Source organism: Chloracidobacterium sp. N (assembly GCF_018304765.1).
GTDB lineage: Bacteria > Acidobacteriota > Blastocatellia > Chloracidobacteriales > Chloracidobacteriaceae > Chloracidobacterium > Chloracidobacterium aggregatum.
Map to the genome: position 1 here is coordinate 127796 of NZ_CP072642.1, position 13690 is coordinate 141485.

Genomic DNA, 13690 nt, shown 5'->3' on the forward strand with positions numbered 1-13690 from the left:
CATGCCCCCAGTCCAAGGTGTTGTTCCGGGAACGCCTTTTGTGATCCCTTTGGTGCACATCCGCTCCGGCTGATTTGGTAAGCTGCTGCCACCTTGCCAACTTTCATTGCCAAAGGCTGATTTCCCATGCGCGATTTGCTCACCGAGTTTGAACGCGAAGAAATCGTCGTCGAACGCCTCGATGCTTGGGCGCAGACCACTCCCGATGCCGTCTATCTCCACTACGGCGAAGATGACCGGACCCTGACCTTTGCCGAAGTCGCCGCCCTCACGGACCGTATCGCCGGAAACCTCGCCCGCCTCGGCATCACCCGCGGACAGCGCGTGTCCCTCCTGATGCAGAACCCCCTCATCACCACCCTCGCCATGTTCGGCATCTGGAAAGCTGGCGCCGTGTTCTGCCCCATCAACTACACCTTCACCGGCAAACTCCTCGCCTACACCCTCAACGACACCCAACCGGCGCTCCTCCTGACCGAACGCCGCATGGTGCCACGGCTGACCGAAATCGCCGCCGAACTCACCCATCTGCCCCGTACCGTGGTCTATGACGCACCCGAAGGCACGCACGATTTCCTGCCGCCCACCGAACGGATGCCCCTCCCGGATGCCTTCCAACCCACAGGCTGGACGGAACTGCTCGAACCGGCCGCACGTCCGAACGTCACCCTCCAGTACACCGACCCGGCCAGCATCATCTACACCTCCGGGACAACCGGCCCCTCCAAAGGCGTCATCCTTCCCTTCCGCTGCCTGAACCAGTACTGCTTCCTGGCACGCAAGCTGCTCACCCGCGAGGATGTCATCTACTGCGATCTGCCGATGTACCACATTGCCGGCGCCTTTGCGCTCATCGCCCGCGCCGCCTGGGTCGGCTGCGAAGTCGCCGTCTGGAACCGGTTCAGTCCGCAGGATTTCTGGGCGCGCATCGCCAAACGCGGCGCAACCACTGCCATTCTGCTTGATGTCATGGTGCCGTGGCTGATGAAAGCCCCACCCAGCGAAAACGACCGCGCCACAACGCTGTCAAAAGTTCACTTACAACCGTTGCCCCTCAACCACCAGGAAATTGCCCGGCGGTTCGGCTTCGACATCGTGACCACCGGCTTCGGTCAGACCGAATCCGGCCTCGGCCTCTGCCTGCTCATCGAGGAAATGCCCGAAGGCGAAGGCACACCGCCCGAACTGTGGAAAGGTTCAAACCGCGCGCACCTGCGGCAGGTGGCCGGGCAGTTCGGCATCCCGGTCGTCCGGGGCGAAACCGTCACGACCAAAGGTGCCATGGGGCGTCCGATGCCGTTTCACGAAGTAGCCATTCTCGATGCCAAAGGCTACCCCTGCGTGCCCGGCGAAATCGGCGAACTGTGCTTCCGTCCGAAAATTCCGTCCCTGCTGTTTGATGGCTATCTCGGCAAACCCGAAGCCACCCTCAAGGCCTTTCGCCAACTCTGGTTCCACACCGGCGATGTGGCCTACGCCGATGAGCATGGCGGGTATTTCTTCGTTGACCGCCTTGGAGACCGGCTGCGACGGCGTGGTGAAAACTTCTCCAGCTATGTTGTCGAAGACCTGCTGCACCAGCACCCCGACATTGCCCTGTGCGCCGTATTCCCAATCCCAGGCGTGGAAAGCGACGAAGATGACATCGTGGCATTCATCGTTCCCAAGGCCGGCACGGCCCTGACCGAAGCCGCCGTCCAAGCGTGGGCCGCCGAGCACCTGCCGAAATTCATGCAGCCGCAGCACATCCGGCTTGTAACCGAACTGCCCCGGACGCTTACCAACAAGGTGGAAAAGTACAAACTGCGCGCCGAAGTCCTGCGGGAACTGGGCCGCGTCTAGTCTGGGCTGCGCCCGGCTTGGTGCCGGTTCGTCGGCTGTGCTACGAACCAGGGGCCGCCAAGGCGCATTTCCATTCCAGGGAGCCAGGTCCATGCCACAGTCGGATGTCATTGATTACCGGATCGTCGGCGACGATCTGCAGGGCGTCATCATCACACTCGATCCCAACGAGCAGGTACTGGCCGAAGCCGGTGTCATGCTCTACATGACGGCCGGCATCGAGATGCAAACCACCATGGCCACCGACAGCTCAAAAGGCTTCTTTGGCAACCTGGCCAAAGCCGTCGGGCGGGTGTTTTCGGGGGCCGGGTTCTTCATCACCACGTTCACCAACTACGGTCACGCCCGGGCCGACGTGGCGTTTGCCGCTCCCTATCCGGGCAAGATCATTCCCATTGACCTGGCCAAGTTCGGCGGCGAAGTGCTGTGCCAGAAAGACTCGTTTCTGTGTGCAGCCCGTGGCACCGACCTCAGCGTTGGCTTCCAGCAGCGCCTGGGGGCCGGTTTTTTCGGGGGTGAGGGCTTCATCCTTCAGCGTTTGCGCGGGGATGGCCTGGCATTCATTCACGCTGGCGGGGCCACGATGACCTACAACCTGCGGCCGGGTGAGACGCTGCGCGTGGATACCGGTTGCGTCGTGGCTTTTCAGCCGTCGGTTCAGTTCAATATCCAGTTCGTCGGCGGGTTCAAAAATGCCCTCTTTGGCGGCGAGGGACTGTTTCTGGCATCCCTGACAGGGCCCGGGCAGGTCATCCTGCAAACCCTGCCTTTCAGCCGGTTGGTTGGGCGTATTGCGGCCACGTTGCCACGGACGACTTCCGGTGGTGGCGGCGGCTTCTTTGGTGACGAAAACTGACGGCGCAACGCCAAAAAGCAGTCAGTTGGGTCAGTCCGGCTCCGGGGAAGACGGCGTTGTGGCCGCGAGGTTCCGGTCGTCAAAGGCAGCCGGAAGCAGCGCGGCCAGGGACCACTCGGCCGTCTTCCCCTGGGGGCCGGCGCTGATGATGCGGATGTCGCCGCAGAATTCCCACAGCACCTGCCGGCAGGCACCGCAGGGCGGGGTGGGCGTAGTGGCGTCCGTGGCAATCACGACCGCCTGAAACTGCCGCTCGCCTTCGGAAAGCGCCTTGAAAAGCGCCACCCGCTCGGCGCACACCGTCAACCCAAACGAGGCGTTCTCGATGTTGCAGCCGGTGTAGAGCTTTCCCGACCGGGCCTGAACCACGGCCCCGACGGAAAATCCCGAATAAGGCGCATGGGCCTGTCGCCGCGCTTCCCAAGCCGCCGCAATGAGCACTTCCTCGTCATGCCCGGCGGATGGAGTGGACTGGTTCATGACACACCCGGGCGCTGCAACTTGCTGGCGATGACTTCCCGGACGGCGCGGGCCGCTTCCGCCGTGACTTCCTTCAAATCACGGTCGTCCGCTGAAAAGTACATCGGCGGGTGAAAGTGAACGGTGATTTTGCCCGGTCGCGGCAGCTTGCGGTACATGCTCCATGCCTCGAAGCCGCCGTTGAGCGTCACCGGGACGATGGGCACCCGCAGCTTGACGGCAATCCGAAAGGCGCCGGCCTTGAACTCCTGCAAATCGCCGTGGGGCGTCCGTCCGCCTTCGGGAAAAATCATGACGATTTGACCTGACCGGAGCAGCTCCTGGGCAACTTTGAGGGCGCTTTTGTCGAAGGGCTTGTCATGGTCAACCGGAAAGCACTGGAAATAGCGCAGCAGGGGGCGCAGGTACGCGACCCGAAACACCCGGCTCCACGTCATGAAGTGAATCGGACGGCGGATGGGCAGCCCAATCCAGAAGGGGTCGGCATAGGCCTGATGGTTTGGAGCCAAAAGAACCGGCCCGGTTTTCGGTACGTGCTCCACCCCGAAGTAGGTCATTCTGAAGAACGGATGAAGCGCCAGTCGTAACGCAGGACGGGTCACATAGACGATGGTGCGCTGATGCAGATTCATCGCTCCCTAATGGCCATGGGGAACGCCCCCGCCAGAGTGGCGAGGGCGTTGTGTTTTGAACCTGTGAAATGTCTGGGGCCCGTGAAGGGCCTGAGAAAGGCTACTCACCACGTACGCCGAGCGCCCGCGCAATGTTGAGGCGGCCGCCCGTGGCCAGCCGCCCTTCGAGCGCGGCCACCGGAGTCACCGAGCGCAGCAACTGCGCCTTGAGCGCCGACACCGACAGCTTGGGGTCACGGGCCAGAACGAGCGCCGCCGCGCCGGCCACATAGGGCGTGGCCATGGACGTGCCCGAGAAGTGCTTGTAGCCCTGCCCGAACACCGTCACCGGAACAGTGCTATAGACATCCACGCCCGGCGCGGCCAGATGTACGGTTTTCTTGCCATAGCAGGAAAACGAGGCCAGGTTATCGTTGGGCGCAAGGGCCGCGACGGAAAGCACGTTGGGAACATCGTAGGAGGCCGGATAGTGCGGGATGCGGTCGTTGTTCGTGCCGGAGTTGCCCGCCGCCGCGACGAAAAGGATGTCGTTGGCATTCGCCGTGCGGATGGCCTCTTCCAGAGCGCGGGAGTAGCCGCCGCCACCCCAGCTATTCGACAGGACGCGCACATTGACGCCCCGCTGCTTCATGGCGATGGCGTAGTCAATGCACTCCAGCGCATCGTTGAGCGTTCCGCGCCCGTTGGCATCCAGAAACTTCAGGGCCATGAGGCGGACATCCCAGTTGATGCCGGCAATGCCTGTGCCATTGTCGCCCTTGGCGCCGATGATGCCGGCGCAGTGCGTGCCGTGACCGTTGTCGTCGAGCGGGTTGCCATTGTTCCCCACGGCATTGTAGCCGTAGTAGTCATCCACGATGCCGTTGCCGTCGTCGTCAATACCGTTGTTGGGAATCTCACGGGTGTTGACCCACATGTTGTCGGCCAGGTCTTCGTGGGCGTAGTCCACGCCGGTGTCAATCACCGCCACGACAACCTCGCGGCTGCCGGTGGTGACATCCCAGGCCGACACCACAGCGGCATCCACGCCGGGAATGCCCGGCTGGCCGCCCTTGATAGGCTGCCCTTCGTTGAGATGCCCCCATTGCTCAGCGAAGCTGGGATCGTCAGGACGGGTGTCCCCAATGCGGTACACATAGTTGGGTTCGACATACTCGACGCTCGGATGCTGCCGCAGCCGCTCCAGAAAGGCATCCGTCGCCTGGGCTTCGCCTTCCGGGTACATGCCAAAGGCAAACAGGGGCAGATGGGGATAACGGTACGAGCGGCGGACGTTCAGCTCCTCCAGCATTCTGGAAATCACGCCGGGTTTGGCCGTGCGCTTGTACTTGATGATGAATCCGTAGCTTTCAGGACGCTCGGCAACAGTCGGCGTGGAAGCTGAATAGGGGACCTGGTGCTGGCTGGGGCGGGCTTCGATTCGGCAGAACTTCGCCCCACGCGGCTTGGGAGCCGGCAGGCGGCGCATGAGGCCGATTCCGCCGGCTGCCGCAATGACCGCGCAGCCAAGGGCAAGATGCTTGAGGGTGGACGGACGCATGGATTGACCTCCCGTGGCGGAATGACAAGCCGCGTGGCAGAGAAACGCAGCCCAAAGGATTGGGAAAAACGCTACACCGTCATGGTCAAGACGGCAAGCCGGAGACGGTTGGCTCCGGCTGGCATGTTCCGGCTGCCGGCCCACCGGGCAGCTCAGACGCCGCGCATATCGGCCGGCCAGATCAGTTTGTGCAACTGGGTCTGGAAACGGACCTGAAGCCCATCTGCCAGCAGCCGCTCGACAATCGGCCGCTGTTCCACACCAAAGACCGTTGAAAACAGGACATTCGTCCGTTGTTCGAGCCGGTAAATGCGCAGGATTTCGCGCGCCCAGAAGTAATCGGCCAGGTCGGCCAGCACGAACTTGACTTCATCGCGGCGGGTGATGTGGTCGAGGTTTGACCACAGGTTTTTTTCCACCATGCCGCTGCCAGGGCACTTGATGTCCAGAACCTTGATGATCCGGGGGTCGAGACGTGAAACGTCGCGGTGGCCGCCGGTTTCGATGAGGACGGTGTAGCCTTCGTCGAGCAGCCGTCCGGCCAGTTCGTAAATGTCCTTCTGCAAAAGCGGCTCCCCACCGGTGAGTTCCACCAGGCGGGTCGGATAGGCGCGAATCCGTTCGAGAATCTCTTCAACGGACATGTGCGTTCCGCCCGTGAAGGTGTATTCCGAGTCGCACCAGGTACAACGCAGGTCACACCCGGTCGTCCGCACAAAGGCACAGGGGAGTCCGGCGTAGCTCGATTCCCCCTGGATGCTGAAGAAGATTTCGGTGATACGCATGGGGACGACACTCATGTTGGACGCAAGGTTCACTTCGGGGCTGGGTCCGTTGCACGTGAAGGCTATATCGTTTCACGAATGGAGCGCCCCGAAATGTACGCCAGCATGCCACGCAACTGTGCTAACCCCATCATCCACCGGAAGGTGATGGCGTGTGTGATGGCTGCCAGACTGAGGTTCAGGATGTCACCTGTGGAACGGCGGCGGCGGTTTGAGACCTCATCGCAGAGCAGTCCACCGAGGCTGTCAGCCAGTCCGATGGCCAAAAACAGCATCAGCAGCGCCACCAGTTCGTCAAAGGTGAAACCACCGGCCAGCGCCGCCACATCCACCAGAATGACAGCCATCCACTCCCAAATTGGTGCAAACAGCACGGTCACAATGAAGACCGGAAGGGCGAGCCGGGCGCGCCAGTCGCCCTGTCCGCTGAAGGTGAGCCCCAAGTGACGGACGATGATGCCAAAGGATTTCTGGGTGGCGACGGCGCGGGACTGCATCGCCTCATCGAGTGAGCTGAACGGTTCGATGCGGGCCATGATTTCCGGCAGGAACAAGACCCGGCGGGTTTCTTCACTTTTGCGTACCTGGTAGGCCGTCAGCAGCAGGTCCAGGGTGTCGGTGGCATAACCGGTGCGGTAGCCGCCAGCCGCGACAATTTCAGCTTTCTTGAGCAGCGACACCACGCCCGGCAGCATGGCGAGGTTCCCCACACCGGCGCGCAGGAGCCACTGGGCATGAAAGAGCGCTGCGCGGTCAACCCGTTGCAGGTCATCGAGGGGGCGCTGGTCTGCGGCGATGCTGACCGACCGCTGCGGGGGGGCATACGCCGGCGCAATGCCGTTGGACGAGAGACGGATGTCCGAGCCGCTGGGGGTCGAGGCGTCGCCGTAGAACTCGGCCAGGCAGCTTACGGCAACGGTTTGGGTCACGTTTTCAATGAACCCACGCGCCAGTTCGATGAGAGCATCGGCGTCGAGCGTCACCCGGGTGTCGAGCGCGCAGATGAGCGGGTAACGGGAGATGTTCAGGCCGCAGTTGAGGGAGTCCTCGCGCCCGGTTTCCGGCTTGGCGATGACCGTCAACTGGGGATGCTTGGCGGAGGCGTACAGTGCCGGCTCAGTCTGAATGGGAATGCTGCGCTGGATGATACGGGAGGTCGGATGCAGGGAAAACGCTTCCATCAAACAGGCGAGTGTGCCGTCCGGTGAGCCATCGTTGATGACGACGACCTCGAAGTTTGGGTAGTCAAGCGCGAGCAGCCGGTCCACCGTTTCCACCACCTGCTCCCGTCCACCGCGCACGACCATCACGATGGAAATGGGACGGATGCGCTCGGAGTTGGGAAGCGTCCACTCCATTTCCACGGCGCGCCGCCACCGGCGCTGCCGGATTTCCCACAGCGAGCTGCCCATGGAGATCAGACGGAGCAGGGCGGATGTCAGGACCGCCAGCACCAGCGCCGTCGCGCCGCCTTTGAGCCCAAGCTGAAACTCGAATCCAATCCCACCCGGCGCCGCAACGACAAAGAAGACCAGAAACGGCACGAGCCACCAGGTCATCAGCCCCACGGCCAGAATACGACCTGCGAGCGTGGGGGCAGTGACCGGTCGGCTTTGGGAATGGCTTGTCAAGGGCGCTGAGGGCGCGTCAAAAATCACGAAGTGACTCCTGCGGGTGATGGAAACACCTGGCCCACCACTTGCTCGCTGACCTGCCACAGCCGCGCCTGGGCTGTCGGGTCCATCGCCGCCGCGCTGGTCGTCGCCGCCCGACAACGCTCAAAGTAGCGGCCGCTGACGCCCGCAACCTCGTCCGCTGTTGCCAGATACACGGAAGTTTCAGCGCCCCGCGCCGGGGAGATTCCAATCGCCCACTTGAGCACTTTGGCCGTCAACCGAAACCAGCCGGTGGTATTGTCGGCAAAGTTGGAAGCCACTCCGCCGGGGTGCAGACTGTTGGAGGTAACGCCGGTGCCGTCCAGCCGCCGGGCCAATTCCTGACTGAACAGAATGTTCATCAGTTTGGACTGGCCGTAAGCTGTCATGGGCGCATAGGGCTTCCGCTCGAACTGGAGGTCGTCGAAGTCCACGCCCGGTACGAACCGGTGTGCGGCGGAACTGACATTGACCACCCGCGCCGGCGCACTGGCCAGCAGCCGGTCAAGCAGCAGGTTGGTCAGCAGGAAGTAGGAAATGTGATTGAGCGCAAACGTCTGTTCGAGTCCGTCCGGCGTGGTGCGCCGGGTGTCAAAAATCGCGCCGACGTTGTTGACCAAGACATCGAGCCGGGGATAGTCCGCGCGGAATTCGTCCGCAACGCGCCGGATGTCCTCCAGCCGCGACAGATCAGCCGTGAGGGCGGTGATGTCGGTCTGTCCTGTGTCGGCGCGCAGTTCCTGCACGACCTCATTACACTTCTGACGATCACGCCCCACAAGGACGACTGCCAGCCCGGCCCGCGCCAACCCACGGACGGTTTCCTTGCCAATGCCAGACGTGCCTCCAGTCACGAGCGCAATTCGTTTCATGGTGGTGCGGAATGCGATGGTATCAAGATAACGGCGTTAGGTTATCCAAGAATCCGCATCCAGCGTCAATGTTTCTCCATCAGTTTTTTCGGTTGATCGCCGGGACCGCCAATTCCGACCGTACCACGGGGCTTCGTCATGCAACTCACCGTCCATCCGCTCACCCTGGAACTCCGGGAACCTTTTGCCCTGGCCGTTGGCCGCCGTACCACGACGCCGGCCGTCTGCCTTGAACTTCACCACGCGGGTCTGGTGGGCTACGGCGAAGTGGCGCTGCCGCCATACCTGGGCTGGACCCAGGCCGAAGTCTGCCAGGCATTGCACCGGGTCCAGTGGCCGGAACCCATCCATCTCCTGAATCTTGACCGCCTGCTGGCGGCGGCGACAGCGGCCATCGGGCCGCTGCCTCCGGCACTGGCGGCGCTGGACATCGCCCTGCATGACCTGTTTGGAAAGTACCTTGGCCAGCCGCTCCATGCGCTGTGGGGTTTTGACCTGAGCCGGGTTCCACCCACTTCCTTCACCCTGAGCCTGATGTCTCCCGAGGCGGCACGGGAAAAAGCCGTGCAGATGGCCGAATATCCGGTGCTCAAGCTCAAGCTGGGGGGCGACAACGACCGGGCGCTGGTGACGGCCGTGCGGGAAGTCACCGACCGACCGCTTTCCGTGGACGCCAATCAGGGCTGGCGCGACCGTTCGGCGGCGCTGGATTTCATTGGCTGGCTGGCCGAACAGCAGGTGTTGTTCGTCGAGCAGCCGTTTCCCGTCGCGTGTGTGGATGACCACGCCTGGCTGACTGAGCGCAGCCCGCTTCCCATCATTGCGGACGAAGCCGTACGGACGATGGCCGATGTCGTCCGTGCGCCGGGGGTCTATCACGGCATCAACGTCAAGCTGGCCAAATGCGGCGGCCTGCGTGCCGCGCATGCCATGCTCACCGTCGCCCGCGCCTTGGGGCTGAAAACCCTTCTGGGATGCATGACCGAAACTTCCTGCGCCATCTCGGCGGCGACACACGTTTCACCGCTGGCTGACTGGGCGGATTTGGACGGCGCAGCCCTCATTGCCAACGACCCGTTCGAGGGAGCGCGATTGGTTGACGGGCGCATGCTGCCGCCGGTGCGGCCGGGAATTGGCGCCTGCCCGGTACGGCCGCTCGCCGGCTGAGTTCGCCGGATGACCCTTGCCCGGTGTGGTGTGCCGGTGTGGTGTATCGGGTCCAGTTGGAAGAATTTACGAGGGCTGGATGGGCTGCGCCATGGCGCGGAGGGCATCCACGTCAACTTCAGCCTCGATGCGGAAGTCCTGACCTGGCACCGCACAGCCGTCCAGCGACCACCGTTCCCCGGCGTCGTAGTCGTGCAGGTCGCCCACGTCCATGACGCGCCCCCGAATGGCATCCGCCGGCGTTGACGGCCACTGGTTGCTGACGTTGATGGCGATGTCGGCGACGATGGGCGGCAGTCCGGGGCCAAATTCAAGCGTCGCCGACTCAAAAATGAGGTCGTAGAAGTAACTCGTGTTGGGCGGCAGCGCCTCGTATGCCGTCGCTTCCACGGCATCGCACTCGTCGCCGGCAATGGCGTGAAGCGCACCGAGCAACGCCACCGCATTGAGCTGGCGCAGGTAGGCTTTTTCCGGGTCGTTGCGCCAGCCTCCCGACTCGACGAGGACGACACTCGTTCCCCAGCCCTGCATGGCGTCACCAAAACTGCGTGGTTCGTGCGTGTCGTCAAAGCGCGCCATGTAACCGCCGATGTATGGAGTCAGCATCTGCACCAGCGCAGCCGCCAGCCGCTTGGCGCGCCGCCGGGCCATGTTGTCTTTGCCCGAGGCGTCGTGCGCCGGCGCCAAGAAGGCCATCGCCGTCAGGCGGTGACTGTCGCCGGCCGTGTAGCGCGGGTTCTGGTCGTGGAGATTGAAGGCGAAGTCTGGAACGAAGTCGTCGTGCGTACGCTTGAGAAGCTTCGCTTCCGGTGTTCTGAGGTGGCGGGCATCGCGGTTGAGGTCAATGCCTTGGGCGGTCCGGCGCTGGAAGGCTTCCGCGCCATCCGGGTTGAGCATGGGAAGGATGCAGACCTGGACTTCCCTGAGAATCCTGTCCAAGGCTGCATCCTGGGGAAAGGCCGCGAGCGCGGCGAGCAGGTCAAGGACAGCCAGGGTCGCCGTGGGTTCGTCGCCGTGCATCTGCGTCCACATCAGCACGCGCCGCTGGCCCTGCCCAAATGTCACCCGGTGAATCGGACGCCCGGCTGCGGAGCGGCCGCCGACTTCGACGGCAAGGCGTTCGTCTTTGGAGGCGAGGTCGGCCAAATGGGAGGCCAGCCCCGCCGCCGTCAGGCGGGGCGTGGCCGCCCGAACCACATAGTGGTCATAGTGCGAGGCAAGCCGCTTGACCAAGGCGAGGGTTGCCTCGGATAAGCCCAGCATGGCCGGTATGCTCCAGGGTCAACCGTGGGCAACCCTATCGGTCAGACATCGGGATGTATTCGGCTTTTTCCGCCCCGGTATAAAGCGCCAGCGGCCGGATGAGACGGTTGTCACGCAACTGCTCGATGGTGTGTGCCACCCAGCCCGAAATGCGGCTGCACGCAAAAATCGGCGTGAACAAATCCACCGGGATGTTGAGCGTGTAGAACACCGGCGCCGAGAAGAAATCCACGTTCGGGTAGAGCTTTTTGCGCGCAAAGGCCAACTGCTCGATGCGCTCGGCCATCTCGTACCACTTCGTGTTGCCGACATCTTCGCCAAGCTGCCTGGCAAACTTGCGCAGGACGGTTGCCCGCGGGTCCATCGTGCGATAGACGCGGTGCCCGAAGCCCATGATTTTTTTCTTGTTGGCAAAGAGGTTGTCCACGTAGGCTTCCACTTTGTCCAGTTCGCCGATTTCGAGCAGCATTTCCAGCACCCGCTGGTTGGCACCGCCGTGGAGCGAACCGGCCAGCGCCCCGATGGCACCGGTTACAGCCGCGTGTACGTCCGAGAGCGTCGAGGCAATGACCCGTGCGGCAAAGGTCGAGGCGTTCAGCTCATGATCGGCGTGCAGAATCAGGCACACGTCAAAGACCCGCGCGCTCGACGGATGGGGCTTTTCACCCGTCAGTCCATACAGGAAGCTTTCCGCCATCGAAAGTGATGGGTCAGGTTTGATCGGTTCCAGACCGCGCCGGATGCGATCATAGGCCGTCGTCAGTGTGGTCATCTGCGCAATGAGCCGCACGGCTTTGCGTACGTTGGCGGCGTCGCTGTTGTCGTGTCCGTCGGGGTCGTAGGCGGAAAGAGCGGAAGTCGCCGTGCGGAGCACTTCCATCGGCGTGGCCGTGGACGGCAGGGTGCGCAGGAGGGTGTAGATTTCCGTCGGCACCTCGCGTTCGTTCTGGAGCTGTCCGACAAACGCATCGAGTTCGGACTGCTTCGGTAAGTGACCAAACAACAGGAAGTAGGCTGTTTCCTCGAAGGTTGAATTCTCCGCCAAATCCTGAATGTCAATCCCACGGTACGTCAGGCGACCAGCCGCACCATCAATGAAACAAATCGATGATTGCGCTGCCAACACGCCCTCCAAACCCTTGATAAAATCTTCGTGCGCCATGTCCGCTCCTTTGGAGAGTGAGGATGGTAGGTTTTTTGGCAAGCTTGCCACAAGGTCTCGAAACTCAACCCGACCGAAGGGGGATTACAAAAAACGAGCTGCGGTTTCCGGTGGCGGGCCGATGCCGAAGTGTATGAACCATAACAAAGCCGCAGGCCGGTGGTCAATGCAGCCCACGTCAGGAAGCTGGTCAGGAAGCTGGCCGCGAAGCTGGCATCGGCCTGTTCAACGGCCCGCCGGCGTCGCAACCAGAGCCTGCCCGGCCAGCAGTTCTTCCGGGCGGACAGTCGCCGTGCCGAGCTTGCCCACCACAACGCCGGCCGCCCGGTTGGCCAGATGCGCGGACTGGCAGAGTGTCAATCCGGCGCTCAGTCCAAGGATGAGTGTGGCCAGGACAGTATCGCCAGCGCCCGTCACGTCATAGACTTCGCGGGCCGTGGCCGGAATGTGGTGGATGTGGCCCGGTGCCTCATACAGGGTCATCCCCGCTTCGCCACGGGTGATGAGGACGTGCGCCCGGCCGAGCATGGCCGAAAGGCGTCGGCTGGCAGCTTCCAGCGAAGCCTCATCCGTGACGGACATCTGGGCTATGAGGGCGGCTTCGTGATGGTTGGGCGTCACCACCGTGACCGGCTGGTAGCTGGCAAAGCGTACCGGTTTGGGGTCAAGCGCGACCGGCAGCCCGCGCTGCCGGGCGTGGGTCAGCACGTGGCGCAGAAACCGGGGGGTGAGAACGCCTTTGTCGTAATCCGAAATGGCCACGGCGCTGACTTCCGGCAGCCAGGCATCCACTTTCCGCATCAGGGTTGTTTCGATGTCCGCCGGGATGGGCTGCCGGGATTCCCGGTCAAAGCGCGCCATCTGGTGGGCATTGACCATGACACGGGTCTTGCGCGTGGTGGGACGGTTGGCATCCACGACCAGCCCGTGCCACTCCAGATGCCAGCGCAGCAGGGTATCGCGCAGGTGCTCGGCCGCGAGGTCGTCCCCGACGACGCCCACCACGAACGGCAGCCCACCCAGGGCGCGGATGTTGGCGGCAACATTGGCCGCGCCGCCGAGCACGTAGCTTTCACGCTCGATTTCCACGACGGGCACCGGCGCTTCGGGCGCAATGCGGCTGGCGCGACCCCAGAAAAACTCATCGAGCATGACATCGCCCACAACGAGGATGCGTTGCCCGGACAGGCGGGCGACCAGGGGTGCGTAGGCCTCAGAGGATGCGTCTGCCGGATGGGTCATGCCAAAAGCTGTCATGTGGCGGCGTCTGGGTCCGTTGGGCTGATGCTGTCCAGCCGACGCTGTGAGTCTGACGAAGCCGGAAACGCCACGTCAACCGCATCCGTTCCACGTCCATCAGGGCCAGCCAAAGCCAGGACGTTGAACGGGTTGTCATCCCTGAGCTGGGGGGGGGGCGGTGCTCCAGCATCTGGCTT

Annotated in this window: 12 protein-coding genes; 3 read left to right on the top strand and 9 right to left on the bottom strand. The window is 63.0% G+C overall.

Annotated features, from left to right (window positions below):
- The first annotated feature begins 126 nt into the window (after positions 1-126).
- Positions 127-1842: a class I adenylate-forming enzyme family protein gene (locus J8C05_RS00505; RefSeq protein WP_211422309.1), complete on the top strand. Its 1716-nt coding sequence runs from the start codon at positions 127-129 to the stop codon at positions 1840-1842.
- 91 nt (positions 1843-1933) lie between these two features.
- A complete protein-coding gene (locus J8C05_RS00510; protein WP_211422310.1) occupies positions 1934-2698 on the top strand; it encodes a TIGR00266 family protein in 765 nt (254 codons plus the stop codon).
- A gap of 30 nt (positions 2699-2728) precedes the next feature.
- On the opposite strand, the gene J8C05_RS00515 is transcribed toward J8C05_RS00510, so the two are convergent.
- From J8C05_RS00515 to J8C05_RS00540, 6 genes are all read right to left on the bottom strand, one after another.
- On the bottom strand, positions 2729-3178 hold the full coding sequence (locus J8C05_RS00515; RefSeq protein WP_211422311.1) for a cytidine deaminase: 450 nt from the start codon (positions 3176-3178) through the stop codon (positions 2729-2731).
- Positions 3175-3810, bottom strand: coding sequence for a lysophospholipid acyltransferase family protein (locus J8C05_RS00520; RefSeq protein ID WP_211422312.1), 636 nt, complete (start codon positions 3808-3810; stop codon positions 3175-3177). The genes J8C05_RS00515 and J8C05_RS00520 overlap by 4 nt, the downstream gene beginning before the upstream one ends.
- Positions 3811-3910: 100 nt before the next feature.
- Positions 3911-5350, bottom strand: a complete 1440-nt coding sequence (locus J8C05_RS00525) for a S8 family serine peptidase (RefSeq protein ID WP_211422313.1) — start codon at positions 5348-5350, stop codon at positions 3911-3913.
- Between the two features lie 152 nt (positions 5351-5502).
- Positions 5503-6135, bottom strand: a complete 633-nt coding sequence (locus J8C05_RS00530) for a radical SAM protein (protein ID WP_211422314.1) — start codon at positions 6133-6135, stop codon at positions 5503-5505.
- Between the two features lie 62 nt (positions 6136-6197).
- Positions 6198-7694 (bottom strand): glycosyltransferase, encoded by a 1497-nt coding sequence (locus J8C05_RS00535; protein WP_211422315.1) that lies wholly within the window; start codon positions 7692-7694, stop codon positions 6198-6200.
- A 95-nt stretch (positions 7695-7789) separates the two neighbouring features.
- Entirely contained in the window at positions 7790-8662 is an 873-nt protein-coding gene (locus J8C05_RS00540; protein WP_211422316.1) for an SDR family oxidoreductase, read from the bottom strand.
- A gap of 138 nt (positions 8663-8800) precedes the next feature.
- Here J8C05_RS00540 and J8C05_RS00545 point away from each other — a divergent pair, with 138 nt between their 5' ends.
- Positions 8801-9829 carry a dipeptide epimerase gene (locus J8C05_RS00545; protein ID WP_211422317.1) on the top strand — a complete coding sequence of 343 codons (1029 nt, stop codon included), beginning with the start codon at positions 8801-8803 and terminating at the stop codon, positions 9827-9829.
- Positions 9830-9895: 66 nt separating this feature from the next.
- Here J8C05_RS00545 and J8C05_RS00550 read toward each other — a convergent pair whose 3' ends face one another.
- The 3 genes from J8C05_RS00550 to rfaE1 all read right to left on the bottom strand — a co-directional run bounded on the left by J8C05_RS00550 (position 9896) and on the right by rfaE1 (position 13511).
- Entirely contained in the window at positions 9896-11092 is a 1197-nt protein-coding gene (locus J8C05_RS00550; RefSeq protein WP_211422318.1) for a M14 family zinc carboxypeptidase, read from the bottom strand.
- 34 nt (positions 11093-11126) lie between these two features.
- Positions 11127-12254: a citrate synthase gene (locus J8C05_RS00555; protein WP_211422319.1), complete on the bottom strand. Its 1128-nt coding sequence runs from the start codon at positions 12252-12254 to the stop codon at positions 11127-11129.
- A 225-nt stretch (positions 12255-12479) separates the two neighbouring features.
- Positions 12480-13511 carry a D-glycero-beta-D-manno-heptose-7-phosphate kinase gene (rfaE1, locus tag J8C05_RS00560; RefSeq protein WP_211422320.1) on the bottom strand — a complete coding sequence of 344 codons (1032 nt, stop codon included), beginning with the start codon at positions 13509-13511 and terminating at the stop codon, positions 12480-12482.
- Positions 13512-13690 lie beyond the last annotated feature (179 nt).

Coding starts and splice junctions, on each gene's coding strand:
- J8C05_RS00515 (WP_211422311.1), bottom strand. CDS start 3,178: ATGAACCAGTCCACTCCATCCGCCGGGCATGACGAGGAAGTGCTCATT.
- J8C05_RS00555 (WP_211422319.1), bottom strand. CDS start 12,254: ATGGCGCACGAAGATTTTATCAAGGGTTTGGAGGGCGTGTTGGCAGCG.
- J8C05_RS00510 (WP_211422310.1), top strand. CDS start 1,934: ATGCCACAGTCGGATGTCATTGATTACCGGATCGTCGGCGACGATCTG.
- J8C05_RS00520 (WP_211422312.1), bottom strand. CDS start 3,810: ATGAATCTGCATCAGCGCACCATCGTCTATGTGACCCGTCCTGCGTTA.
- J8C05_RS00530 (WP_211422314.1), bottom strand. CDS start 6,135: ATGCGTATCACCGAAATCTTCTTCAGCATCCAGGGGGAATCGAGCTAC.
- rfaE1 (WP_211422320.1), bottom strand. CDS start 13,511: ATGACAGCTTTTGGCATGACCCATCCGGCAGACGCATCCTCTGAGGCC.
- J8C05_RS00550 (WP_211422318.1), bottom strand. CDS start 11,092: ATGCTGGGCTTATCCGAGGCAACCCTCGCCTTGGTCAAGCGGCTTGCC.
- J8C05_RS00535 (WP_211422315.1), bottom strand. CDS start 7,694: ATGACCTGGTGGCTCGTGCCGTTTCTGGTCTTCTTTGTCGTTGCGGCG.
- J8C05_RS00540 (WP_211422316.1), bottom strand. CDS start 8,662: ATGAAACGAATTGCGCTCGTGACTGGAGGCACGTCTGGCATTGGCAAG.
- J8C05_RS00525 (WP_211422313.1), bottom strand. CDS start 5,350: ATGCGTCCGTCCACCCTCAAGCATCTTGCCCTTGGCTGCGCGGTCATT.
- J8C05_RS00545 (WP_211422317.1), top strand. CDS start 8,801: ATGCAACTCACCGTCCATCCGCTCACCCTGGAACTCCGGGAACCTTTT.
- J8C05_RS00505 (WP_211422309.1), top strand. CDS start 127: ATGCGCGATTTGCTCACCGAGTTTGAACGCGAAGAAATCGTCGTCGAA.